We start from the raw sequence: 26,116 nt of genomic DNA, 5'->3' as shown, positions 1-26,116 counted from the left end.
AAAATTAACATGTATAAAACCTTTATCAACCTGCCTTTACGCAACTTTTTGTAGTACCGGTGTAAACTCTGTTGGACTTTTAAGCACAAGCGTTGGCTTTCATTTGCATAAGCAAAGCTTTATGTAATCCATAAACGAAATGATATTCATTTGTGCACATATTCTTTACGAAACAGAATTTAATGCTATGCTCAGCAGTTCAATGAATAGGTATCTGCTTGTCTATGGTAAAAGTAGAATGAACAGTATCCATGTGTGCTATATTTTTCATGCTAAAATAATTCAAATTTGATGTTTTCCTTTATAAGACTTTTGTACTCTATTGGTTTGTTATTCCTTCCTTTTATAATATTGACGATATAAGCAGCGCACCTATGACTCAAACGATGACCTCACCGACCTCTTCTCAATCTGATACTACTTCTGATGCATCATCCGCTGATGACTTTATTTTGACGCCACCTGCTGTCTTTCCTTATAAGGAACAGCAGCTCACCGCGCGCGCCCGTATCACTGAGCAGATGGCTTCACGCATCTTGATGTTGGACGGTGCAATGGGTACGCAGATTCAGACCTATAAACTAGAAGAGTCAGATTATCGTGGTGAGCGTTTTGCCGATATCGACCAAGATGTGCGCGGCAATAACGATCTGCTCGTGCTCACGCAGCCGCAGATGATTACCGATATCCATCATGACCACCTAGCCGCTGGCGCTGATATTATTGAGACCAATAGCTTTAACGGTACGCGGCTATCGATGGCTGACTATGACATGCAGTACTTGGTGCCTGAGCTCAATAAGACAGCAGCCAAGATTGCGCGCGAGGCGGCCGATGAATTTACCGCCAAGACGCCTGAGAAACCGCGCTTTGTCGCCGGTGTGGTGGGGCCAACCTCACGCACGTGCTCGATATCACCTGATGTCAATGATCCTGCCTTTCGTAATATTACCTTTGATGAGTTGGTCCTAAACTACCGTGAAGCAACCTTGTGCTTGATAGAAGGCGGCGTCGATCTTATTTTTGATTGAGACAATCTTTGATACGCTCAATGCCAAGGCAGCGATATTTGCCATCACGGGTGTGTTTGATGATATTGGCTTTGAGCTGCCTATTATGATTTCGGGTACGATTACTGATGCCTCAGGTCGCACGCTATCTGGTCAAACGGCAGAGGCGTTTTATAACTCGATCCGCCATGCCAAGCCATTATCCGTTGGCTTTAACTGTGCGCTTGGCGCGGATGCGCTGCGTCCGCACATCCAAACGCTATCGAACATTGCTGATACTTACGTCTCTGCGCATCCAAACGCGGGGCTGCCCAATGAGTTTGGTGAATATGACGAAACCGCTGAAGAGACCGCCGCCCTACTCGAAGGCTTTGCCAAAGCGGGAATCTTAAACATCGTTGGTGGCTGCTGTGGTACCACCCCTGAGCATATCCGCCACATTGCAGATATGGTGGCGAACTATCCGCCGCGCGCCATCCCAGAGATTGCGCCTGCCTGCCGCCTCTCAGGGCTTGAGCCGTTTAACATCACGCCTGATAGCTTGTTCGTCAACGTCGGTGAGCGTACCAACGTCACAGGCTCCAAGAAGTTTTTGCGCCTAATTAAGACCGAAGCCTATACCGAGGCGCTCGATGTCGCGCGTGATCAAGTCGAGGGCGGTGCGCAGATCGTCGATATCAATATGGACGAAGGCATGCTCGACTCGAAGCAAGCCATGATTCACTTCGTCAACCTCGTCTCAGGCGAGCCAGATATCAGCCGTGTGCCCCTCATGATTGACTCGTCCAAATGGGACATCATCGAAGAAGGCCTCAAACGTACGCAAGGTAAATCTGTCGTCAACTCCATCTCGCTAAAAGAAGGTCATGCTGAGTTCGTTGAGCGCGCCAAATTATGCATGCGCTACGGCGCTGCCATTATCGTCATGGCATTCGATGAAGACGGTCAAGCCGATACCTACGAGCGCAAAATCGAGATATCTAAACGCAGCTACGATGTATTGGTCAACGAAGTAGGCTTCCCTAGCGAGGACATTATTTTTGACCCCAATATCTTTGCGGTCGCCACGGGTATCATCGAGCACAACAACTACGGCGCGGACTTTATCAATGCCACGCGCTGGATCACAGACAACCTGCCCAATGCGATGGTATCAGGCGGCGTGTCCAACGTTTCGTTTAGTTTCCGTGGTAATCCGATTCGTGAAGCGATCAACTCTGTGTTCCTATTTCACGCGATCAAAATGGCCTGACCATGGGTATCGTCAACCCGTCGATGCTTGAAGTCTATGACGACATCCCTGTCGAGGCGCGCGAGGCGATTGAGGACGTCATGCTCAACCGCAATCAAGGCGAAACTGGTCAGGATGCGACTGAGCGTCTGATGACGGTTGCTGAAAACTACCAGGATGGCGGCAAGAAAAAGACAGCACCGTCGATATGAGCTGGCGCGAGGGCACGGTAGAAGAGCGCATTGCCCATGCACTGGTCAAAGGTATCACCACCTTTATCGAAGAAGATACAAAAGAAGCGTGGGAGAAATACCCCAAACCGCTAGAAGTTATCGAAGGGCCACTCATGGACGGTATGAATATCGTCGGTGATTTATTTGGCTCGGGTAAAATGTTTTTGCCGCAAGTGGTCAAGTCGGCGCGCGTCATGAAACAATCGGTCGCGTGGCTCAACCCGTATATCGAAGCGGAAAAAATCGAAGGCGAAGTCAAAGGTAAAGTCCTGATGGCAACCGTCAAAGGCGACGTCCATGATATCGGCAAAAACATCGTCGGCGTGGTCCTCGGCTGTAACGGCTACGATATTGTCGATCTGGGCGTGATGGTGCCATGCGAGACCATTCTCGATACCGCTATCAGAGAGAAAGTCGATATCATCGGCCTATCAGGACTGATTACCCCGAGTCTCGATGAGATGGTCTATGTCGCCAAGCAAATGCAAGAGCGCGGCATGACCCTGCCACTGATGATCGGTGGTGCCACCACATCTAAAGCGCATACGGCCGTCAAGGTCGAACCGCAGTATCAAAACGATGCGGTCATCTATGTCTCTGATGCCTCGCGCTCAGTCGGCGTGGTAACCAAGCTGCTATCCAAAGAGCACCGTACCGCCCTCATCGATGAGACCCGCGAAGAGTATGTCAAAGTCCGCGAGCGTCTGGCAAAGCGTCAACCAAAAGCGGCGAAGCTGACTTATGCTGAATCAGTTGAGGGTGGTTTTCAATACGATTGGGACAACTATACCCCGCCTGTACCGAATCAGCTCGGTCAGGTGATATTGGACGACTACCCTATCGATAAGATGCTGCCCTATATCGACTGGACGCCGTTCTTTATCTCGTGGGGTCTGGCAGGTAAGTATCCAAAAATCTTGCAAGATGAGGTCGTTGGTGAAGCGGCGCGTGATCTGTTCGATAATGCGCAAAACCTGATGCAAAAAATGATTGATGAAAAGTTAATCATCGCTAAAGGGGTGTTTAAAATTGCTCCAGCCAAACGCACCGGCGCAGATACGATTAGCGTTTATGACAAATCGCCTACAGATGGTGGCCAACCTACGCATACCTTTGAGCATCTGCGCCAGCAATCGGATAAAGCCAGCGGTAAGCCAAACTTTAGCTTGGCCGACTTTATCTCACCATCAGAGCAGCACACTGACTATCTAGGCGGCTTTACCGTCTCCATCATCGGTACTGAAGATCTCGCTGAAAAGTATAAAGCGGCAGGCGACGATTATAACGCCATTATGGTACAAGCACTATCTGATCGCCTAGCCGAAGCCTTTGCCGAGCATTTGCATGAGCGCGTCCGTAAAGACTACTGGGGCTATCAGGCTGATGAGACTCTAACCAACGATGAGCTGATTAAAGAAAAATACGTTGGCATCCGCCCAGCGCCTGGCTACCCTGCCTGTCCTGAGCATACCGAAAAAGGCAAATTGTTTGATTGGCTCGGTACGGTCGAGGCAATTGGCACGACTTTGACCGAAAGCTATGCGATGTGGCCTGCGTCATCGGTCAGCGGCTTCTATTACTCGCATCCTGAGAGTGAGTACTTTAACGTCGGTAAAATAGGCCGAGATCAGTTAGAGGATTATGCCGAGCGGAAAGATTGGGATATAAAGACGGCTGAGAAGTGGTTGAATCCGAATTTGTAGGAATATTTAGGTTTTAGATATGGAAGAAACTATAAAGCTTTGGTTTAAAGAAGGATATACAGATTTCGATTCAAGCGAAGGTTTGAATCGAGACCGTCCTTTTGAGTTAAAACGCCTGAACGTTATTGTAGGAGCCAATAACTCGGGTAAAAGTCGTTTTATGCGATATTTTGCTTATTCCACCAGCAACGAATTACAGATTATATATAAGACACCTAATTCTATTCTAGAAGTTTTGAATAATACTGAGCAGTTTTTAGAGGTTTAAATAAAGATATTGATATCGGAACAAACATTACAGATTTTCAAACGTACCACAATCTTGAAAGCAACTACCAAAGCCTAATCAGCAGAGTAAGAGGGGTAAAAAATAGGCTTGAAAATACTTCCACAAACTCATTAAACTCATATCCACATGATTACGAAAGAAATATATTAGATAAATTTCCAAGGCAGAAGCTTAACTTCCCCCCAATAGATGATTTAGAAGATATTTTAGAAAGTCTCGAGTCTAAAAAAAATAGGATTTACACATTAAAATTACATAGAAATATTTTCTTTTACATAGATACTTTGAGAAGCCTCAAAAACTTAAAGTCTATAGAAAACACTAAAAATTTAGTATCTCCTCTATTATTACGTACTCATCAGGACTACAGGTTTTCAAAGGAGCAAATTATTTCGGGTGAAGACTTCTTTGATTTTTTAACAGATTCATTACTAGGTATGCCTGAAGAACGCCAAAGAATTTATGATTATCAAGTCCAGCTTTCTCATTATTTCTTCAACAATGAAATTATTACCCTTATTCCTCATCGTAAAGAGGAAAGTTTACATATCAAAATAGGAGAAGCAAAACAGTTCCCTATTTCACAATTAGGTGATGGTCTACAGCAAGTTATTATTCTTACTTATAAGGCTTTCTTAACAACTGAACCCTCCTTCTTTTTTTATTGAAGAACCAGAAATGCATTTGCATGCAGGCTATGTCAAACAACTGATGAAGTTCTTGCTAAATGAAACTGATCATTACTATATGGCAACCAGTCATTCTAATTATCTACTTGATATGATTAACGAAGATAATCGCATTGCTTTATATCGTGTAGATAAAAAACAAATGAATGACGAAGAGAACAAATACGAGACGGTAATCAAACGTTGTGATGGTGACCGTACTGTATTGCAAACACTTGGCGTATCGCCTTCCTCAGTATTTTTAGCCAATTGTACAATTTGGGTAGAAGGCATCACTGACCGTCTATACTTTGTTCAATACTTAAAGAAATATCTAGAAGAGCTAAAAGAGATTGATAAAACTAAATGGGAAGACTACTCACGCTTTATCGATGGTTATCATTATGCGTTTGTGGAGTATCAAGGCTCAAACTTAGAGCACTGGGATTTCGAGGTTGACTCTTTAGAAGCGGTCGATAGCAGTAAGAATAAGGGTCTGAATGCAATACTTATCACTTCTAATGCCTTAGTGATCGCAGACGCTGATTTAACGAAAAAGCCTAGATTCAATGAACTTGAAAAACAGCTAGGAGATAAAATAGCTATCACTCAAGGCAAAGAGACTGAAAACTCATTGCCTAAGAAATTTCTCATAAAGAAGTTTTTGAGATGTGTCCTGATAATGGATTAGCTAAACAAGGGAATAAAAAAAAGCTCGACTATAGCGATGATTATGAAAAGTATTTTACTGACAGTTATCAGACATCAACTAAAGGAGTAGGCAAATATTTTGATAATGTTTTAAGTAAAATGCGTAAGGATGGGGTCATACCTAAGCTAGAAAATAATGAAAAATCTTTTACTTTTTCAAATGGTAAGCAAGGCACTATTAAAAGTAAGACAGGTTTTTGTCGAGATATAGTTGAACTGATGCAAAGTGAGTCATGGAAACTAACACCATCAGCAACAGAGTTGTGCGAATCAATATTTCAGCATATAAAGGCTAACAACTATTAATTTATAATTTTGGAATGAACAACACATCGTACAAAGCTTCTATACTGTCGTATTTAGTGAACTGTCCCTTGTTAATTGTCCGTATGTTAGGTCGCTCAGCCTTCACCCCTCCGCATTACCTTTTGTATGCTTCGCTACTTTAGTATTTTCTAATCCAGTTAATGGCTGTCCAGCTTCAGACCCAAAAAAATAAAACGAGCACAATTCTAAAGTATGTTCATCGAATTCTATCCAAACAATACATCCTGAAGGTTTATTAGCTAAGCGTATATTAACGTTTTGACCTGATTTTTTAGCACCAAATTTTGAGGTTTTCAGTTGAATATGGCGAACAACACTGTTTTCTTCGAGAACAATATCGCAACCTGCGTTATCGACTTCAGGTTTCATGACCTCCAATTGACAGTCATCTTTTGCCACGAAAGTTTAAGCATTTCACCAATAAATAGACGTTCAATAAGTTTTTCTCGGAAACTTGAATGTTCAAAATGCTTGCTCATAATTTACCTTAATACTTTGTAATAACTCAATCCGCTTTACCCTTCCCCCGCCGACACCGCTCAGAACAATACACGACCTGCTCCCAATCTTTCTCCCACTTCTTACGCCAGGTAAAAGGGCGTTGGCACACGGGGCAGGTTTTTTGTGGTAGGTTTTGTTTTTTATGTGCCATGATGACCCTTACCGATTACTCATAACCGTCAAATATTTTATTGAGGCGATTGAGACTGTTGACAATAAGCTTACCAGATTGATCGGTGCTGCTGTCAATCGCCAGCTTCTCATCCATACGCATCGTTAGCGGTGCAAGCGCATCTTTGAGAGCGTGTGCTATCAGCGCGGCCTGCTCTGTGACATCGGTGGTAGATGCTTGATCGTCAGCACGGCTCGATAGACTCTGAGCCATCTGCTGTGCCAATTGCTCGAGCGCGCCCACCAGTTGCACCATCAGTGCTTTTTGCACGTCTTGGTTTTGCTTGAGGTACTCGCCCTCGGCTTTATGATCATGCTTATATATTTGTAGCAATTGGCTCACGCTTTTCTCAAAGCCATTATCGATGCTATCGCTGACAACTTTGGCATTATTGATCACGCACGCTATCCGCGAGGGATTTTTTGTGAGGCGAGCTGCACCTCCATCTGAGTTTCTAACCGGGCCTGACGCTCCGCCTCTCGTAAGCGCGCGATGTGCTCTGGACCATTTTTGGTTTTTAATCACTCAGTTACATAGTTTGGTATGACATGAATGACGATTGCTCGACTTGATGCCGTTATATTTCTATTTTTAGAATAGACTTATGTTTGTTTATTAATGATTATATATACATTTCATTACATAATATATAGCTGTGGCTATTAACGACCCCATATCGGTGAGCGTACGACGCCACCATTTTGGCTATTAATGGCGTAACTTGTGTTCCCTAAGAGCGAATGAATGACCAAATCGCCACCTTTTTGACGTCCTAAACTTTGACCGCCTACTTGCCCGCTGACTTTTGAAAAACGCGTTGGGTAGACCGCATAATTTCCAGAAGGAGATAGACGTGCCGGTTCATCGAGTCCAGTTTCTGCCAGACTAACTACTTGTCCAGTCGCTAGTGTCATGACAGCCGCCTTACGACCATTTAGGTAAGCCATGCGCTGACCATCTACACTGAGCTGAGGACTGGCGACATAGCCATTTGTCGGTACAGGTACGGCTTTACCAGTCGCGAAGTGATAACGATAGATACGTGGGCGCCCAGCACGGACTTTGTCACTGGTATAAACAAAGCTTTTGCCGTCAGCGGCATAGCTGGGCTGTACCTCAGTGCTCGGTAGTGTCGTTAATTGCTCAGTTTTCCCATCACTTAGGCGCATCTTATAAATATCAGCATTGCCGCCGACCGTAGAGCTATAGAGCAGATATTGACCATCAGGTGAAAATGACGCTGACATATTACTGCCTTCAGCATTGACGACCAGATTGCGCGTTTTGCTGCTTTTATCATAAATATATATTTTAGGATGCTCGCGCGGGGCTTGTTTGCTATAAGCAAGCAATTGACCATCAGCCGACCACGCTGGCGCATAGATATAGCCTGTGATCTGATCGATGAGCTGACGATCACTGCCATCAGGACGGATGCTATAGAGTGTCGATACTTTTGCGCTCCCTGACCCTTGCTCTTCCACATAAGCAATGTGTCCTTGACGATCAATGGCAGGCATAGCAGCGGTCAGTGGATTGCTATCCACTGTGCTGGTCGGCTTTTTCATTTCAGCACTAGGCAGTGTCTGACAGCCAGTGAGAGCCACCAATATAGCGATCGTCGTCGCCCCTTTCATCGTGATGTTATTCGTGGTTGGTTTTGACATGATAGGTTTAAACATAAAATAGTATCCAATAAAATCGCTAAGGTGTAACAGCAGCTTTACGCTAGTGTAGCGCAAAATTCGACAAACTTTGGACGAAAAAAAGCCCCACATATTAGTGAGACCTTATCAAATCTAACCAGAATGTCTATATCGCTTTACTCAATCACCAAGTTATTTAGAGACAGCTTTAAAGTAAGCCACTTGATTGTCATTTTTGATGGTTAAGACAGGGACATTTTTGGCATTTTTACTGAGGCTGTATTTGCCTTGTACGGTTGCTAATGCAGCTTTATCAAAACTGGCTTTCGGCTCAGGACAGGCCATCATTGTGCTGATGCCGTTTTTGATCTGCACATCACCATTGACGACACTGTAGCCCGCGCTCATATTGTTGCACGTGTTCATAAATGCCACGTAGTTTCTACCATTGTCGTTCATGAAGCTCAAAGTGAGCGGCTTGGTTGGATCAAAGAACAGCTGAGACACCTGTTCACCGTTGCTACGTTTGGCATCAACCAATTGCCAATTGTGCGCTTGTAATGCCTCTACAGTGACGGGCTGACTGACTGGCGCAGGCAAGGTAGCCGTTGTCTGGCAACCAGCGGCAAGAGCACTAACTGAAAAGGTAGCTGCCATCATCACTTTAGTCATATTTTTCATATACATTCCTTTTTTATTGAATCCAAAAACCTTGCCGAGCATAAGGTCATACTTGACACAAGACCCAACAAGCGCATTCAGAATTTTGATTTATTATGGTAATTGTCTTATTCACTGTTTCCAGACAGTAGCGATATTTTGTTTGACTCACCAGTGACTGTCATTATCAATTGAGTAAGTATTTAGCGGATATTTTTGCCTCATACATACTACTGACTACTGATATTTACTATTGACGCTATTTCCCAGTGATAATGTCACTTTTCTTGATGAGGTTTTATTTAAACCTTCTCTTGGCAGATGTCAGCTGATACAAAAACACTCCACTAAATAGTGAAGTGTGTTTATCGTGCGACTATCGCATCTGATGACTGATATCGTTTATCGAAACCTTAAGTAATACATATAGGTCTCAGTACACGTATTAGCAACTGCTTTAGATCACATCTGTACCAGTAATATTTGGCTCTTCAGTCGCAGGCACTGTCATACTTGACATCGACTGGCAACCGACGAGTACCGTTACCATGACAATACCAGTCATCAATGCTTTGGTTAAGTTTTTCATATAAGCTCCTAGAATCGTTTTAATAGACTGTTGGTTCAATTGAAAGATTACTGTCATTTTACTAAGGCTATAAATATCAGGCCGTACTTCTCCCAATGATCATAGCTTATTCACACTTTTAGCATACCCATCTCTCATATTGCTGTAAGTTAATTAATGTTAAGGAAATATGCTTACTGGGTTTTGGTTTCCTGCAACGCTGCATAACCGGATAAACGCTTGCGCTCAGCAGCATCAAACAACTGCTGCTCAAGTTGGTCTATCTGAATTTGCGCCTCTGCTGGATTGGCACTTTGACTCAATAGCTGCCCCTTTTGTGCTTCATACTGAGTAAAGCGCTGATCAAAATTGGCATCTTCTTGATCGACTTGGGCTAGCCTCGCCGCTGCGGCCTCGCCAACAAGTTCACGACGCATGTTATACAAGGCTTCAGGTGACGCTCCTTGCGCTTTCATCTGTTCAGTACGAGCCATAAGCTCATTAAGATTGGCTTGCTGCATGATATTGGTTTTGATCGCACCATCTGGTAGACGGCTCACATAATCTTGTCTGGCAGCCTGTTTCTGTGCCTCACTCATTTGCTCATTTTGATTGATTCTGACCATCTCCATACTATAGTCATCATAACTATCGCTAGCACCAAAGAAGGCTTCGATGGTGGTTTTGTCAAAATACTGCTGACGTAAACTCGCCACATCCTGCTTTTTGCTGAGCAATGGCATTCAAATCTAGCTCACCATTTTTGGTCGCTTGCAGTTGCAGATTGCCATAACGCTTTTCTATCTCAGGAAGCGCTTTGAGATACGCCACATATTTGCCAAAGATAGCGACCGCTTGGCTGGCAGCTGGCTCTGGCGTGTGGTGACGGATATAACTCTCGACACGCGCAAAAATAACGGCTTCGTCCTCCTCTCCTATTGCTGATAAAAAATAATCGAATAAACGCCGCAGACCTTCAGTGACGACCAACTGCTTGTTTTCATCGATGATGATTTCGCCATCCACTTGCGTGCCCTTTAATGAGGCTGGCAAACGCTCCAATCCAGTGACAAATAAAGCATCGCTTTGAGCAAATGGTGCCTCAGCTTGAGTATTGCTTTGCGCCGTGGACAGTGTACTCTCAGACTTATCAGTGGGTGAAGCAGATAGCGACTGCTGAGTCGCCATCGGTTTATTATCTGGTTTAAACCACACAATCACCGCCGCCGCGATGACTATGATGACCACAGCGATGATAGCGATTGGTAAATAGGCTGGACGACGATTATTCGACATAGATGAGAGTTCTTTTACAAGTCAGCTTAAAGGTTGGCGTTTTTTAGGCGATTGACCTGAGTACGATAGATAGATTTTGGCTCAGACTCGCCCCATGCGGTCAAACCTAATACCTGATCGGCTGAATCTAGATGGTTCATGATGTAGTTGTCACGAATCACATACCCAAGTCGGCTTGAGCAGACAGAGACCAGACCATCATTGGCATCAGATAAAAACGGTACGCCTGTTACTGCAAGCAGATAATCACTAGGGTCAAGGACGCTTGTGACTTGCCCAACGCCACTAAATGAATAATATTTGATACCGTTTGCAGAGGTACTGGTTGGCTGACCACAGTAACTTGTTGGCATTGCTGCGGGGAATTTGGCATTGAATTTGGCCGCACCATCGGTTGATAGCGCCATGAGTGCTTGCCAGCCATCTTGCGCTTGTATCTCTTTAAAACTGATGCCTGATCCCACATCTGTAAAGCCGCCAATCAAATTAAACACCCCTGATACTAGCTGTGTCGTAACGTTTGATGGCTCACCTGTGTCATTGTTTGGTTCAAGGACGTTTTTGACAAAATCGGCTGTTTTTGAGCCTTGCTCTGGGCTTGATACGGCGGTGACCGAGGCGACGTATTTTGGCGCAACGCCAGCGACATAGCGGATGTCTATACCGCCCTTGACTGTGCCCAAACAAATTGACTTTTGGATCGCCTGAAATGGCAGTGATGGTTTTGACTTGCTGTAATAGCTGCTCGCCGCGGACTTCACTATTATTCACCGCTGATGTTTTGGTGGTGTACACCTCTGATCCACCTTTCATCAGCTCACTAGGAATCCCGTTGAAATAATCAATGACGCCAAATAATTTGGTAAAGCCGAAAAGTCCATGCGCCATGACCACTGGATACTGAGTTTTGGTATAATTAGAGGTAAAATACTTGCTGTCGACTAGCGTACAGCCATTGGCGTTGGCACAATTATAGTATTGGCCTGCCGCTTGCGCTGAGGTGGTTTGCATTGTCATTAACAGTACACCAGTACTGATAGAACCCAGTATTGGTAAAAATGCTCTTGGCGTGAGCGCGGCGCGAATAGATGAGGAAAGCGTCATAACAACATCCTTGTTATCATTAATTGTGATTATCTTTACCTCATAGTATCGGCAAAGATGGCAGCTAATCCCTTTAGCATGCAAAATTACATTACTTATATATTCTGCAAGATTCAACTAAATTTTCAAAATATGAATATATTATCGTGACTAAAGAGTCACAACCGTCTCTACCACGCGGTAAAGCAATTATTATCAATAATAATGATAGGTTCACTATCACTTAACATGAAACTGCCATTCATCCATTTATGGTATAATCTATCCACATTAAACTCATAATTATAAGACAGATGATGATGACTAAAAAATCCCTTATCCAGTCCCCAGAGGCCATAGAAAAATGCGTGTGGCCGGCAAACTTGCCAGCGACGTCCTTGTCATGCTCGACGAACATGTCAAAGTTGGCGTCAGTACCGAAGCCCTCAACCAAATCGCTCATGACTATATCGTCAATGTGCAAAAGCCATTCCTGCGCCGCTGAACTACAATGGCTTTCCTAAGTCTATTTGTACATCCGTCAACCACGTGGTCTGTCACGGCATCCCAACCGAAAGCAAGCTACTCAAAGATGGTGATATCATCAATATTGATGTGACCGTGATCAAAGACGGCTACTACGGCGACACCCTCAAAAATGTGGATCGTTGGTAACGGCTCTATCATGGCGCAGCGTATCTGCAAAGTCGCACAAGACGCGCTTTATGCGGGTATGAGCGTGGTCAAAAACGGCGCGCGTCTCGGCGATGTCGGTGCAGCGATTCAAGCAGTGGTCGAGCCTGAGCGCTTTAGTATCGTTCGTGAGTTTTGTGGTCATGGCATCAGTGATGAATTCCACCACGAGCCACAAGTCATGCACTACGGCAAAAAAGGCACAGGCTTTGAGCTAAAAACGGGCATGACCTTTACCATTGAGCCGATGATTAACCAAGGCACGTGGCAGACTAAGATTTTGCCAGATGAGTGGACAGCGATTACCAAAGACCGCAAACTGTCCGCTCAGTGGGAGCATACGATGGTCGTAACCGACAATGGCTGTGAAGTATTTACCACGCGCCCTGAAGAAGATTTGAGTTTTTTGACACAGTAAGACCATAAAAGATCGCCTAGGCGGTCTTTTTTTTGGCCGATGGTTAGCGTGTATCGAGTTAGGACAGATTGAGTATTGTGCTTACTGGCTTTTTTGTCTTTATACTCGATGATGTAATCCCTTATTGTGGTGCCTTTATTCATGCATGCTATTTGAGACTTTTATCAGCATTCAGTATGCTGTTGGTGCGCCGCTTTTTAGCCCAAACGTTTTATTTTTAAACTCTTAACTGGATAACACTCATGTTTACTTGTGATGTCGCTTCTATTGATCTAACGCCCCTACCGCTACTATCAAATGATACGGCGACAGATAACTCGCTGTTGTCAGAGCAAAATACGACAGATAAAGCGCTGCTTGGCATTCCTGAATGGCTGGCACAAATCAATGAGGATATCAGCCGTGCCCTTGAGCGTGGTGCCAATATCCGTCAATTGGTCGAAGCACGTGCCTGCGCGATTGATAGCTTACTCATTGCGCTATTCAAATGGTTTGAGCTAGATAAGACGGATTTGGCATTGTTTGCAACGGGTGGCTATGGACGCGGTGAGCTGTCGCTTTATTCAGATATTGATATCCTGCTGTTATCTCCCTGACGAAATTGGCGCTGATGCCAGTAGTAAGATTGATAAATTGGTCGCATTGCTGTGGGATATCGGGTTGGAGCCTGCGCTGTCTGTACGTAGCGTCAACGATGCGTTAGAAGCTGCACTTGACCATACGATAGCCAGTGCCCAGCTCGAAGCTCGATTGTTAATCGGCAATGAAGCACTGCGAGATATGCCCATCCAAATCGTTAACAAGCAGTGGTCTCCTCGTGCCTTTTTTGATGTAAAAATGGAAGAGTCCAAGGCCCGTTATCTACAACATAATGCAACTGAGTATAATCTTGAACCCAATATCAAAACGGCCCCAGGTGGTTTGCGTGACATTCATATCATCGGCTGGGTGACCAAACGCTATTTTCGTGTGGGCAAGCTCTATGACTTGGTACAACAAAACTTTTTGACCGAAAAAGAGTTTGATGAGTTAAGCTTTGCAGAAGGCTATCTATGGCAGATACGGCATTATCTGCATGTGCTGACCGGACGTAACGAAAACAAGCTGTTGTTTGATTATCAGCGTGAGATTGCTCAATTAATGGGTTACGAGACCCAGCCAGATGACCAGCCCAATGCGGCCGTTGAACGCTTTATGCGTGATTACTATCGCTGTGCCATGCAAATATCAACGCTGTCTGAGATGCTGACCAACCACTATTATGAGACCATCATAGAGCCCAGCCTGCCTGATGATGAGCGCCCCAAAAAACAGCCGATCAATGCAAGATTCAACCGTGTTGGTGATCATATTGCTATAGCGCACCATCGGGTTTTTGCTCAGCATCCTGAATCTATTTTAGAGATGTTCTTATTAATGGGTCAGCACGGTATCGACAAGGTTCGCACCCATACCTTGCGGGCGCTAAAAATTGCAGCACGCGGCATTGACCAGACCTATAGAGACAACCCTGTTCACAAAGCTTTATTTTTATCTAATCTAAAAGAGCAAAACTATCTGTTCCATCGTTTGCGCACCATGAATCGCTATGGGGTATTGGGCAACTATATTCCTGCTTTTGCGCAAGTCACGGGTCTGATGCAATATGATTTGTTCCATCGCTATACGGTGGACGCGCATACGTTATTTTTGATTCGAATTTTGCACCGCTTTACCGATCCTATGTTTTCTGAAGAGTTTCCACTGGTCAGCACTATTTTTCAGCGCATCGAACGCAAAGAAATTTTGGTACTGGCCGCGATGTTCCATGATATCGCCAAAGGTCGTGGCGGCGACCATAGCGAGCTTGGTCAGACAGAGTCCATTGAGTTTTGTCTGTCACATGGCATGAGCTTAGCCGACGCCAATTTGGTTGGCTGGCTGACTCGCTACCATCTATTAATGTCGATTACCGCACAGAAAAAAGACATCTCAGACCCTGAGGTGGTGACTGTCTTTGCAGACCTTATCGGTAATGTGACGCACTTGAATCATCTGTACGTACTCACCGTTGCTGATATGAATGCAACCAACCCACAGCTATGGAACAGCTGGCGGGCAACGCTGATGAAACAACTCTACTCGCAGACACGGCGCATTTTGCGCGCCGATATTGATGCGCCGACCAATCGCCAAGATATGATCAGCGCCACTCGTGCGCAGGCGCTCGCGATGCTAGACAATGTCAATAATCAGCACATGAATCGCGAGGAAGTATTGCGACTATGGGACGATTTGGGCGATGAGTACTTTTTACGAGAGATTGCAGAAGACATCTTGTGGCACACCGAAGCCATCTTAAACCATCCACCGATTGGGCTTGCTTCTAATGCGGATAGTCCGCCACTGGTGGTTTTGCGTGAGCATCGCGAGCTGGCACTGGATGCCGTACAGGTATTTGTCTATACCCAAGATCAGATGAATCTGTTTGCCGTTACGATGGCGGTGTTCGATCAGATGAATCTTGATGTATTAGATGCCCGTATTATTACTGCTACCCGCGACTTTGCCTTGGATTCTTATGTGCTGCTAGATCCTAGTGGTACGCTGTTGGTCGATGAAGACAGTCAACAAGAACTTAAACAGCGCCTGATTGATGCCTTTAAAGATCCAACAGTACTAAAGCTCACCAACAAACGTATGCCACGTCAGCTCAGGCATTTTGAAGTGGCTACGGTGATTAACTTTGAGTTTAATGAGGCATCTGACCAGCATATCATGAGCTTAGAGACATTGGATCAGCCAGGACTCTTGGCTCGGGTTGGACAGATATTTTTGCAGGAGCAAATTGAGGTTCATGCGGCTCGTATTACGACCTTAGGCGAGCGCGCAGAAGATATGTTTTATATCAGTGACCAAAATGATAAGCCCTTATCTGCTGAACGACTTGATGCGTTAAAATCAGCACTGCTCGCCAGCCTAGCGACCAAAAGAGAAAACAACGTGGTTTATAGCTATTAATTGAATGACAACATCTTTGATGACAAGAGCGCGCTTTACAGCGTGCTCTTGTATATTATATTGTCAGCATGTTCTATCAGCTCTACATCAGCAAGCTCTGGTGGTAAAACACCTACTTCAAGTAGCTGCTGCTCCATGATTAATCGTCCAGCCTTGATTTCTTTTTGTAATAAGCAATGCAAGCTTGATAAATGAAACTCGCCATTAAGATAGTCACCCAGCTGCCTCAAGGAAATGGGCGACTTGGCATGCACGTCAGGATACAGACTATCCTCTGCCAAAATAATCATTTCATTGAACGTCTCTTCACGCATCAGTTCATCATTGTCTATCTCATCCTGCAACTTATTCGCCAGACGGCCTTTCGCTGCAAGAATACCAACAAAAAATATAGTCTGTAAGATAAATAAAGCAATGTATTGCCACAAAGATAACGATAGATTCAACATATTATTTAGCAGCATCAGCGCCATGGCGACAACCACGTAACCAACCAACTGCCATAGTAACCACATGATTAAGCTATTTTCGCCATACCAAAAGATTTTCTTCTCTTGATGCTCAATCAATTGCTGCCTCGCCTGCCACCAGCACGCTTCACGTTCTTTTAGCAGCGCATATACGTTAATAGGATGCGCACCTGCATCAGGAGTGTCATTATTGATATTTTTAGCGATGAAGTTATTATGATTTAGTACACTAGGCATATCAAACTGTCCTTAAAATGATCTGTCTCTGGCACTGACAGTCATCTTTTATATTGTTATAAGTTATCAGACGCGAAGCGTTCAATGCGCTTTGTAAGTACGACTGAATGGGCTATGATAAGGTCAGCCGTTCAAGCACAATAAATTCGCATTCACGTTATGAGAAGAAAAAGGCAAAAGAGGTATTACACTGCTCTAATGTAAATTTTCTTTATAACTTTATTATTAATTGTCTATTATAGTTATCACACTTATGAATCACAACTTAAAGCATCTACATCCTTATCCCTTTGCCAAGATGGCAACCTTACTCGCTGACAGTATACCTGCCGACGGTTACAGCGAAATCAAGCTGGGTATTGGTGAGCCAAAACATGAGCCACCAGCATTTGTACTGGACGTACTACGCGAAAACTTGGACAAAATAAGTCGTTATCCGACCACCAATGGTATGTTTGAGTTACGTCAGACGATTGCGCACTGGTTAGAGAAGCGTTTTTTTCTTAGCCATGTCGATGCCAACACCCAAGTTTTGCCAGTAATGGGTACTCGCGAGGCCATTTTTAGCTTTGTACAAGCCGTCATAAATCATGATACCGCTGATAACGAAAGCACGTCCTCTTCAGCCTCTAATGCGTCGTCTTTGGTTGTTATGCCCAATCCGTTCTATCAGATATATGAAGGTGCAGCAATATTGGCACAAGCGACGCCCCATTTTGTTCCCCTGTACGTTAGACAATGACTTTAAGGGATTATCGCGCGGTGCCAAAAGACGTTTGGGCACGCACGCAGCTTGTATTTGTCTGTAGTCCGAATAACCCAACGGGTTCGGTTATGACTATGGAGGATTGGGAATATCTCATTCGTTTATCAGACCAATACGGTTTTGTTATTGCCAGCGACGAGTGCTATAGCGAGCTGTATTTTGATACTGCTCCGATTGGCTTACTGCAAGCTTGCGCGAATCTGGGTCGCCGTAATTTCAAAAACTGTATCGTATTCCATTCGTTATCCAAACGCTCGAACCTACCTGGTTTACGCTCTGGGTTTGTGGCGGGCGATGCCAAGATTTTGCAGTCTTATTTGCAATATCGTACTTACCAAGGCTGTGCGATGCCGATACCGCATCAGCTTGCCTCTATCGCTGCGTGGCAAGATGAAAAGCATGTCGCACACAATCGCGCCCTTTATCAAGAAAAGTTCGCGCTATGGATGTCAGAGCTTGGCGAGTTGCTAGATTTGCGCATGCCAGAAGCTGGATTTTATTTTTGGATAAAAGTACCTGAACCGTTCGATGGCGATGATGAAGTATTTGTCAAAGCATTATACGAGCAGGCCAATATCCACGCATTGGCAGGACGCTACTTGTCACGCGAGGTTGATGGGAATAATCCTGGAAAAGGCTATGTCCGTGTTGCTTTGGTCGCGAGTGTCGAGGAGAGCCGCGAAGCAATCAGTCGTATTCGAAAGTTGCTGGCGGCATAAACAGCCACTCAAAAAGCTTTTATCTTGAGCTAATAAAGCAGCCTCTAATAACCACAATATAAATAGGGTTATTAGAGGCTTTTTGCATGAATAGTGCTATAGTAAAGTCTCTACTGCAAAATATACCATCAAGGATGATGCCATGCCCCATCTTGACTTTACCCAGCCGCCCTTTGACGTACTGAGTCTAGCTGAACGTCAAAGCATCAGAAAAAACACGAAGATCCGCTATCTTGCTAGAGATGAGATCCTACCCGCAGCAGACTTGCAGTATCTATATGTGGTCATCAAAGGACAAATTGAGCAATCACTGGGTGGTGAATTTGTCGCCTCTTATTTGGGCAGCAACCATTCTGATGAGCCAAACAATAATGACTGGTTTGATAGTCGCCGCTTACCTGAGTCACTCATAAAAAATGGTGTGCCAGAAAGTAAAAACACGCCTATACAGCCGTACCAGTTTCGGGCCAGTGAGGAGACATTGCTGCTACAAGTCGATGGTGCCACTGTCGATAAAATCAGCGCGCAAAATCATCTGGTACGCCAAATGCTATCAGACAAGCTACCCGAAAGACTAAAGGCATTGCGACAGCGCCGTAGCAACAAAGCCCTAAACCCTGCTGGCTATACCCATCAACAAGAAGTGCAGCAAATCATGCTGCAACCTGTCATCGACGTCCATTTATTGCCAGTACATATTGTCGATGCCAATAACAGCTTGTACGAAGCTGCGCGTATCATGACCGAGGCTGGGCTAAAACACGTACTGGTACGACCGCTGAACTATGTAGAAAATATACGAGACACTGAGCAGCCAAAACTGCTGTTAGGCATTCTCACCGATACGGATATTTGTCGCGCTGTGAGTGACAGACAAGATCCCGCTATTACGCTTTGCCAGCGCTATACCAATTTTAACCTGCGTACGATCAAGGCCACTGACGAGATTGGCGATGCGTTGCTCACTATGACTCGCTATCGCATTCACAGGCTGCCAGTCATTGATAGCAGTGGTGATGTCGTCGGCGTGCTTGGACAAAACGATATGCTCGCCCACATTGGTCATCACTCACAGCTCATTAGTATTCAAATCGAGCAAGCAACCGATCTATCAAGCCTAGATACCGCAGTCGAGCTTATCGGTCGCTATATTCGTGCGCAGCATCAAAACGGTGTCAAAATCGGTAATATCAGCCGCATGGTACAGACGTTGAATGCGCAAGTATTTACCAAGCTCTGGCAGCTGATCATACCTGATGAAGTGATAAGCAATACTTGTCTCATCGTCATGGGCTCAGAAGGTCGCGGCGAGCAAATCATGCGTACCGATCAAGATAACGCACTAATCATTCGTGATGGCTATACGCATCCGGATTTGGCACAGTTTGCCGATACCTTTAATACTCGTTTGGCGATGCTTGGCTATCCGCTGTGTGATGGCAATATTATGATGACCAATCCTATGTGGCGACAACCGCTCAAGCAGTTTACCGCGCAGATTGGCTCATGGTTTAAAAACACTGACCCCATGCATGGCATCTACTTGTCCGCCATAATGGATGGTGAATACGTCTGCGGTGATGAAACCCTACTTACACAGGTACGTCAGCATTTAAGAATGGCTCACAGACAAGCCGATCCAATGTTTGTCCGGCAATTTGCCCGTGCAGCATTGCAGTTTGGCGATGTCAATCAGTGGTGGCAAAAGTTTGTGCCTTTGATAGGGGGTAAATCTATATCAGCAGATATCGATCTAAAAAAAGCAGGCATCTTCCCATTGGTTCATGGTATTCGTACGTTGGCATTAGAAAATGATGTGCTCGATGTGCCTAGCAGTAAAGATCGCCTAAAGGCATTGGTGCAGTCTCATGCCCTGACCCAAGAGCGCGCCGATACATTATTGGAGGCGCTAGAGTTTTTTATGGCGCAGCGTTTATCAGTCGCACTGTCAACCGATGACAAACAGGCAAGGCAAGTCGATCCAACGACACTAACCGCACTAGAACGCGACCTGCTCAAAGAATGTCTGGCCGTGGTAAAAAGTTTTAAAAATCAGCTGCGTCAACACTATCAGTTAGAAATAGCATAAATATAGCAATAGAATAAATAAATGGATGATCAACATGAGCTGGTTACAGCAGTTATCTTGCGCTTGGCAAAAGACGCAGCTACAGCGTCCGGAGCTGGCATCAATGTTCACCACACCGTCGGCTGAGCAGTGGGTAGCGATTGACTGTGAAATGACTGGCCTGAACCCCAAAAAGCACCATTTATTATCCGTGGCAGCGATACATATCAATGGCAATACGATCGATACGGGTAATGGCATGCACTTAGTTTGCAGACCGCCTGTAATGCCAGATCGGGATACAATTGTCATTCATGGTCTGCGTACTGCTGATGTCGAGCATGGCATGAGTTATGACGAGATGCTGGCTCTCTTGTTACCTTTTATTGATAACCGACCCATCGTCGGGTTCTGCACACAGCTCGACATGGTATTTTTAAACCCCTTTGGTCAAACGCTATATGGGAACGACCCTGCCCAACAAAGTCATCGATGTGCGTCAATTATACAGTCGACGTATGGGCGACCGTACGCAAGGTATTCCCAATCAAACGCAGCATTTGACTAATATTCTGGCGCATTATGGTATTCCTGAGCTTGGCGCGCATGACGCTTATAACGATGCAATAATGACGGCGATGGCATTTTTGCATGTACGCTAGCCTTTATTATTGACGATAAAATTGAGCTTCTGAGAGCATATGCGAAAACAGCAACTCATGTTACCATAAGCAGTTTTTGCCACCTGATGAAAGATGCTCATGCGATACCGTTCAAAGCGCGACCATCAGTCGCCCATTACTGCCAAAACTGCCGCAATCTGTAGCCGTGTATTACCCTTTCACTTATCTAATAAACGTCTGGCTACCCTCACGCTATTCGCCACGATGATCATAGCGCCTGCTTATGCACAGGCGGCTCTACCAGCCCCATTGAAGCATCATTGTCACGTGCCAATCTGACAGCGTCTGATATCAGTCTTATCGTAACGCCTGTGGGTAACAAAAATGCCAGTCGACTGCCCGCGTCTGTGCAAGTGATTGATAGCCGTGATACAGATCGCCAATCGACGCGACCCTCTGACTATAACGCTGTGACTGCTAATGAAAACAATAGCAGCCAAAATGTGACAAAGACAGATAACCTAGCGACCAACATCACCACTCATACTGACTCACAAAGCGCGCTAATCACTATTGAACAGCGTACGATTGAACAGCATGAGCGAAAAATACATACGTATACTAATGATCCTTATACGTATCAGAGTGTAGAGAGCATACCGACGGTTGTACCTGATGAGAACCCCTCCCTTACTAATGATGACAATAGCGCAGTGAGCACGGATAATGCCTCGGTAAAAATCTCCTTTTCACCACTATTGAATCATCAGCCTGATGTACCGCGCACGCCTGCCAGTACCATGAAGTTGGTACCCACTTTTATCGCGCTTGATACATTGGGGGCAGGTTTTGTATGGCACACGCGGGTTTATCATACGGGTATACAAGTCGGTGATACCTTGATGGGCGACTTGATCATTCAAGGCAGCGGCGACCCTAAGATGACTCATGAGCGATTAAAGCAGCTCCTTTATCAAGTGCAAGCGGCGGGTATTCGCCATATCAATGGCGATATCATCGTTGATAGCAGCATTTTTGAGTCGGTGAGCAAAGATCCTGCCGCCTTTGACAATGCGCCACTGCGTCCTTACAACGCCAGTCCAGATGGGTTTTTGGTGAACTTTAGCACCGTCGGTATCAAGACTCACCCTTTGGACAACGACCACGCAAGCTTGACTTATAAGCCGCGACTGGCTAACTATCAACTCCCCTAATAAGATCCGCACACGCGACGCGGCTTGCGGACAGGTAAGCTACAGCCTATCGCCGCAGTGGCAAGCGGAGCGGCTAGCACTCAATGCTAGCCTGCCAAAAAAGCTGCGGTGAGCATGTGTTTTATGTGGCGTATCCTGATGCCAAAACGTTTGCCGCACACGTCATTGCTGCAAAATGGCAAGCACTAGGCAATACACTGAGCGGACAAGTGATCTCACAAGAAACCCCTTACGATGCCAAAAATACTTCAAAATTAGTACATGGTCTCACGGCTATTACCATGTCGCCTTTGCCTATGGTCAGCTATCCTTCATTGGACTTAACGCAGCAAATTTATGACATCAATCATTTTTCAAACAATGTCATGACAGAGCAAGTTGCCTTATCCATCGGCGCTTATGACACAACTGAGCGCGCCAATATGCCTGCTAAAAACAGCACGCAAAAGGCCGCCAGCTTGTACCAGTATCAGCCGATGCATACTGACTATCTTGCAGCGCTAACACACATCAGCCAATGGTGGCAAACCAACCTAAGCACACCGCCACCTTATTTGACCAATGGCTCGGGACTCTGCCGCGACTGCACCATCACCGCTGCCAATCTAAGCGAGCTGTTGACTTACGCTTATAATCACCCAAGCTTTGATGCGTATGTAGACTCGTTAGGTATCGCTGGAGTCAGTGGCACCATTGCCGCTCATAGTGAGCGACTACCTGACTCAGCAGCGATTGGCCGAGCGTGGATAAAAACAGGCACACTAAATAATGTCACATCGATGGCAGGTTATGTCAAAGGATTATCAGGTCAAGACTATGTGGTTGTCGGACTCATCAATACCGAGCAAGCGCTCAATCCTTATACGGCAAGACCTGTATTAGATGCAGTACTTGACTGGACCGCTCAGCGCTAATGGTTTTGCTAAAGCGATGCTTAGTGAGCAGTAGTAAAGCAGCAGCAGATATTTTGACGCCCGTGGTATGATTATTTGCACAGCAATTATGACTGCTATGTTTATGAATACATTTTTAAAACTTTTATTTTTACCTTTATAAAGGCAAGCTTATGTCACGCCAGACAACCAATCTCAGTAAGCCTCGCACGCTTGCGTCAAGTCAGCCTAAACTGGCGCAATATATTGGGTTTTTCGCCATTGGTTACATCCTTGCCAGCGCCATATTTATGATGATTCAGACCAAGATTGCGCTTAATTCGCAACTGGTCATGGTCGTCTCTATCATCGTCGGTGCCTATATTGCTGTCAGCAAATTCATCAAGCATCAGCAGCGCGCTTTGGCTAAAAATGAAATCAACCGGCTCATGTTTGGCGGTGTTGCGGTGGTTTGGTTATTGACGGTCCTTTATTTTTTAGCCATATGGTTTTTGTTATTTGATGGGGTTAGCCGTGAGGTATTACTCGAGATGGCTATGGCGCGGCCTTTGCCCTTGCTTTCTTCATTGGTGCTGATGCTGGTATTCACCTTGGTCAGTACGCGTATCAGCCTATGGGCCATCAACCATTTCTTGAACCCTGCTCCCAAAACAGTATGAGCACACCAGACCATCTACAACGAGCATAACCGACCACCTACAAGGTAATACAAAGTTTTCTCCCTAATCATAGGTAAAATCCGTTAGGCTAACTTTGAGCAGTCAAATTTTAGCGATTATTTGTTTTACTTTATAATAGGAGCAGACATCATGGAAATGGTTTTTTTTGACAACATAGATAAGCTCGGTCGCATTGTTTTAACGACCTTTATGGTCTACGTGTTGATCGTGTTGGTGACCAAAGCCTCTGGTAAACGATCGACGTCACAGCTCAATAACTTTGACTGGATCGTGACCGTCATGATTGGCTCATTGGGTGCCAGTACCATTTTGCTCAAAAGCATCCCTTTCATCGAAGGGGCTTCGTCGATACTCGTACTGTATCTCTTACAGTTTTTGATAACCAAATACGCCTCTATCTCACCGCAATTTAGAAGTGTTATTCTGTCTGATCCACGTATTGTCTTTTATCAAGGGCAGTTTTTGCCAGAAGCGATGCGTGCCGAGCGCCTGACTCGTCAAGAAATCGAATGTGCGATGCGCGCTGAAGGGGTCAATAATTTTGATGATATCGAAGCCATTGTCTTCGAGTCTGATGCCAAACTCAGCGTGATTCCAAAACAACGCCAAGCCGATACGAGTGATGATGAGCAGGATGTAGATCATAGCGTGTCAGAGACCATTACCCCTTTGATGTAGTGATTAGATACTTGAGCACTGATAGCCATCAATACTCAGATTCAGTGCTCGAATGTAAAAATTTTTCAATTTAAAAAATGGTACGTACTATGAAGGTAAGAATTTTGACCGTTGGCAATAAGATGCCTAGCTGGGTGCAAACAGGTTTTGATGAGTATTTTAAGCGTATTCAGCCCATGCTGAGCACAGAGATTGTAGAGATTGCCGCTGCAAAACGGGCAAAAAACCCATCAGATGCCAATCTAGCACAGTACCGTGAGCAAGAAGGTCAAGCGATATTGGCCGCTCATAATGCCGCGAGCCGTGAGCAATTATGGGTACTAGACGTCAAAGGTAAGATGATTTCAACGGAAGGGATTGGCTGATAAACTCGCTGATGGCATGCAGCAAGGTGATGATATTGCGTTGGTCATCGGCGGTGCAGATGGCGTATCACCAGCAGTGTTAGCAAAAGCCGACGCAAAGTTATCATTATCAGCACTGACATTGCCGCATCCGCTGGTACGCGTGGTACTAATGGAGCAGCTATACCGCGCGATGAGTATCAACAATAACCACCCTTATCATCGCGGTAATTAACCAAACCCCAAGCTTTTTTTGATTTAAAACGTCAATCCCAAAATAGATTGAAAAACTGGCGTACGCCCTAATAAATGGAACATGACATATCCAAAACGCGCGACATCCAAAGCCTCTCAGACTACGCATCAGCGTGACCATCATCACGACACTGTACAGACACCTATTACCTCTGCTGCGGCATGGGAAAGTGCGTCTGCTATAATGCCTAATGCATCCAAACTACCTGCGTTGTTTATCTCGCACGGGGCACCCACGCTTGCGATTGAGCAATCTGCCACGACCAGTGCATTGGCACGTATCGGGCAAAACTTACCTAAGCCACGTGCTATCGTCATTATGTCGGCGCATTGGCAATCAGCAAAGCTTGAGATTAGCAGTAACCCGCAGCCAAAAACGTGGCATGATTTTTCGGGTTTTGCGCCTGAGCTTTACGATCTTCAGTATCCTGCATCAGGTCAACCAGCGCTGGCTGAGACACTTGCTCAGCAGCTCACCGCACGCGGTATCACATGTAGCGTCAATCCTGTACGTGTCTGTGATCATGGCGTTTGGGCACCGCTCAGACACCTGTACCCAGAGGCAGATGTGCCTATCGTTCAAGTGTCACTGCCGCAGCATTACGATAGCATTGCTTGCTATCAATTGGGCGCGCAGCTCGCGCATCTACGTGATGAGAAAATTCTTGTTATTGGCTCAGGCAATATCACCCACAACTTGCAAGCGCTACGCTGGGATGCCGATAGCATTGACCAAGCTGCCAAATCCTTTAAACAGTGGTTGCTCCAGCAGCTTAAGATAGACATACCCACTGCCCTCGACTGGCAACAATATCCAGAGTACAAAGACATTCATCCAAGTGACGAGCATTTGCTGCCATTGTTTTTTTGCGTTAGGTGCCGGTCAGCGCGTCTCGGTTGTTCACCAGAGTATGGCCCATCATAGTTTGGGTATGGATATTTACCGCTTTGATTAGCTTC

Annotated in this window: 21 protein-coding genes and 6 pseudogenes; 17 read left to right on the top strand and 10 right to left on the bottom strand. The window is 45.3% G+C overall.

Annotated features, from left to right (window positions below; all coding sequences use genetic code 11):
* The first annotated feature begins 521 nt into the window (after positions 1-521).
* From metH to PKHYL_RS03030, 5 genes and pseudogenes are all read left to right on the top strand, one after another.
* Positions 522-4,177, top strand: a pseudogene (gene metH, locus PKHYL_RS03050) (methionine synthase).
* A gap of 19 nt (positions 4,178-4,196) precedes the next feature.
* Positions 4,197-4,445 carry a hypothetical protein gene (locus PKHYL_RS03045; protein WP_240365945.1) on the top strand — a complete coding sequence of 83 codons (249 nt, stop codon included), beginning with the start codon at positions 4,197-4,199 and terminating at the stop codon, positions 4,443-4,445.
* Between the two features lie 305 nt (positions 4,446-4,750).
* Entirely contained in the window at positions 4,751-5,134 is a 384-nt protein-coding gene (locus tag PKHYL_RS03040; RefSeq protein WP_240365944.1) for a hypothetical protein, read from the top strand.
* Between the two features lie 10 nt (positions 5,135-5,144).
* On the top strand, positions 5,145-5,825 hold the full coding sequence (locus PKHYL_RS03035; protein ID WP_240365943.1) for a hypothetical protein: 681 nt from the start codon (positions 5,145-5,147) through the stop codon (positions 5,823-5,825).
* Positions 5,804-6,151, top strand: a complete 348-nt coding sequence (locus PKHYL_RS03030) for a hypothetical protein (protein ID WP_240365942.1) — start codon at positions 5,804-5,806, stop codon at positions 6,149-6,151. Before PKHYL_RS03035 ends, PKHYL_RS03030 begins: the two co-directional genes overlap by 22 nt.
* Positions 6,152-6,253: 102 nt before the next feature.
* Here PKHYL_RS03030 and PKHYL_RS03025 read toward each other — a convergent pair whose 3' ends face one another.
* The 9 genes from PKHYL_RS03025 to PKHYL_RS02990 form a co-directional block, all read right to left on the bottom strand.
* Positions 6,254-6,541: a hypothetical protein gene (locus tag PKHYL_RS03025; protein WP_240365941.1), complete on the bottom strand. Its 288-nt coding sequence runs from the start codon at positions 6,539-6,541 to the stop codon at positions 6,254-6,256.
* Positions 6,542-6,677: 136 nt separating this feature from the next.
* Positions 6,678-6,824, bottom strand: coding sequence for a DUF2256 domain-containing protein (locus tag PKHYL_RS03020; protein ID WP_186475063.1), 147 nt, complete (start codon positions 6,822-6,824; stop codon positions 6,678-6,680).
* 15 nt (positions 6,825-6,839) lie between these two features.
* Complete coding sequence (locus PKHYL_RS03015) at positions 6,840-7,244, bottom strand: hypothetical protein (RefSeq protein WP_186475064.1); 405 nt, start codon at positions 7,242-7,244, stop codon at positions 6,840-6,842.
* Positions 7,245-7,507: 263 nt separating this feature from the next.
* Complete coding sequence (locus tag PKHYL_RS03010; protein ID WP_186475065.1) at positions 7,508-8,527, bottom strand: PD40 domain-containing protein; 1,020 nt, start codon at positions 8,525-8,527, stop codon at positions 7,508-7,510.
* Between the two features lie 156 nt (positions 8,528-8,683).
* Positions 8,684-9,172, bottom strand: a complete 489-nt coding sequence (locus PKHYL_RS03005; RefSeq protein WP_240365940.1) for an META domain-containing protein — start codon at positions 9,170-9,172, stop codon at positions 8,684-8,686.
* Positions 9,173-9,608: 436 nt separating this feature from the next.
* A complete protein-coding gene (locus PKHYL_RS17075; RefSeq protein ID WP_269778230.1) occupies positions 9,609-9,740 on the bottom strand; it encodes a hypothetical protein in 132 nt (43 codons plus the stop codon).
* Positions 9,741-9,913: 173 nt separating this feature from the next.
* Positions 9,914-10,435: a lipase secretion chaperone gene (locus PKHYL_RS03000; protein WP_240365939.1), complete on the bottom strand. Its 522-nt coding sequence runs from the start codon at positions 10,433-10,435 to the stop codon at positions 9,914-9,916.
* The gene (locus PKHYL_RS02995) at positions 10,407-11,015 is read right to left on the bottom strand and encodes a hypothetical protein (protein WP_240365938.1); all 609 of its coding nucleotides are present in this window, start codon (positions 11,013-11,015) and stop codon (positions 10,407-10,409) included. Before PKHYL_RS02995 ends, PKHYL_RS03000 begins: the two co-directional genes overlap by 29 nt.
* 26 nt (positions 11,016-11,041) lie before the next feature.
* Positions 11,042-11,698: a hypothetical protein gene (locus PKHYL_RS02990; protein ID WP_240365937.1), complete on the bottom strand. Its 657-nt coding sequence runs from the start codon at positions 11,696-11,698 to the stop codon at positions 11,042-11,044.
* 717 nt (positions 11,699-12,415) lie between these two features.
* Here PKHYL_RS02990 and map point away from each other — a divergent pair.
* A pseudogene (gene map, locus PKHYL_RS02985) lies at positions 12,416-13,209 on the top strand (type I methionyl aminopeptidase).
* A 242-nt stretch (positions 13,210-13,451) separates the two neighbouring features.
* Positions 13,452-16,209, top strand: a pseudogene (gene glnD, locus PKHYL_RS02980) ([protein-PII] uridylyltransferase).
* 35 nt (positions 16,210-16,244) lie between these two features.
* Here glnD and PKHYL_RS02975 read toward each other — a convergent pair.
* Positions 16,245-16,916 (bottom strand): hypothetical protein, encoded by a 672-nt coding sequence (locus PKHYL_RS02975; protein WP_071002248.1) that lies wholly within the window; start codon positions 16,914-16,916, stop codon positions 16,245-16,247.
* Between the two features lie 253 nt (positions 16,917-17,169).
* Here PKHYL_RS02975 and dapC point away from each other — a divergent pair.
* From dapC to PKHYL_RS02925, 10 genes and pseudogenes are all read left to right on the top strand, one after another.
* Positions 17,170-18,401 (top strand): annotated as a pseudogene (gene dapC, locus PKHYL_RS02970) (succinyldiaminopimelate transaminase).
* A 142-nt stretch (positions 18,402-18,543) separates the two neighbouring features.
* A complete protein-coding gene (locus PKHYL_RS02965; RefSeq protein WP_071002250.1) occupies positions 18,544-20,490 on the top strand; it encodes a DUF294 nucleotidyltransferase-like domain-containing protein in 1,947 nt (648 codons plus the stop codon).
* Between the two features lie 34 nt (positions 20,491-20,524).
* A complete protein-coding gene (locus tag PKHYL_RS02960; protein WP_442966109.1) occupies positions 20,525-21,037 on the top strand; it encodes an exonuclease domain-containing protein in 513 nt (170 codons plus the stop codon).
* 193 nt (positions 21,038-21,230) lie between these two features.
* Positions 21,231-21,431, top strand: a complete 201-nt coding sequence (locus tag PKHYL_RS02955; protein WP_240365936.1) for a hypothetical protein — start codon at positions 21,231-21,233, stop codon at positions 21,429-21,431.
* Positions 21,413-22,306 (top strand): D-alanyl-D-alanine carboxypeptidase, encoded by an 894-nt coding sequence (locus PKHYL_RS02950; RefSeq protein ID WP_240365935.1) that lies wholly within the window; start codon positions 21,413-21,415, stop codon positions 22,304-22,306. The genes PKHYL_RS02955 and PKHYL_RS02950 overlap by 19 nt, the downstream gene beginning before the upstream one ends.
* A gap of 83 nt (positions 22,307-22,389) precedes the next feature.
* Entirely contained in the window at positions 22,390-23,220 is an 831-nt protein-coding gene (locus tag PKHYL_RS02945) for a D-alanyl-D-alanine carboxypeptidase (protein WP_240365934.1), read from the top strand.
* Positions 23,221-23,372: 152 nt separating this feature from the next.
* On the top strand, positions 23,373-23,858 hold the full coding sequence (locus PKHYL_RS02940) for an ABZJ_00895 family protein (RefSeq protein WP_240365933.1): 486 nt from the start codon (positions 23,373-23,375) through the stop codon (positions 23,856-23,858).
* 150 nt (positions 23,859-24,008) lie between these two features.
* A complete protein-coding gene (locus PKHYL_RS02935) occupies positions 24,009-24,557 on the top strand; it encodes a DUF421 domain-containing protein (protein ID WP_240365932.1) in 549 nt (182 codons plus the stop codon).
* A gap of 89 nt (positions 24,558-24,646) precedes the next feature.
* Positions 24,647-25,136: pseudogene (gene rlmH, locus PKHYL_RS02930) on the top strand (23S rRNA (pseudouridine(1915)-N(3))-methyltransferase RlmH).
* A gap of 204 nt (positions 25,137-25,340) precedes the next feature.
* Positions 25,341-26,112: pseudogene (locus tag PKHYL_RS02925) on the top strand (DODA-type extradiol aromatic ring-opening family dioxygenase).
* The last annotated feature ends 4 nt before the right edge of the window (positions 26,113-26,116 follow it).

The organism is Psychrobacter sp. KH172YL61 (genome assembly GCF_007182895.1).
Taxonomy (GTDB): Bacteria; Pseudomonadota; Gammaproteobacteria; order Pseudomonadales; family Moraxellaceae; genus Psychrobacter; species Psychrobacter pacificensis.
The sequence above is the reverse complement of the archived record's forward strand: the minus strand, read 5'-3'. Positions and strand labels throughout refer to the sequence as shown.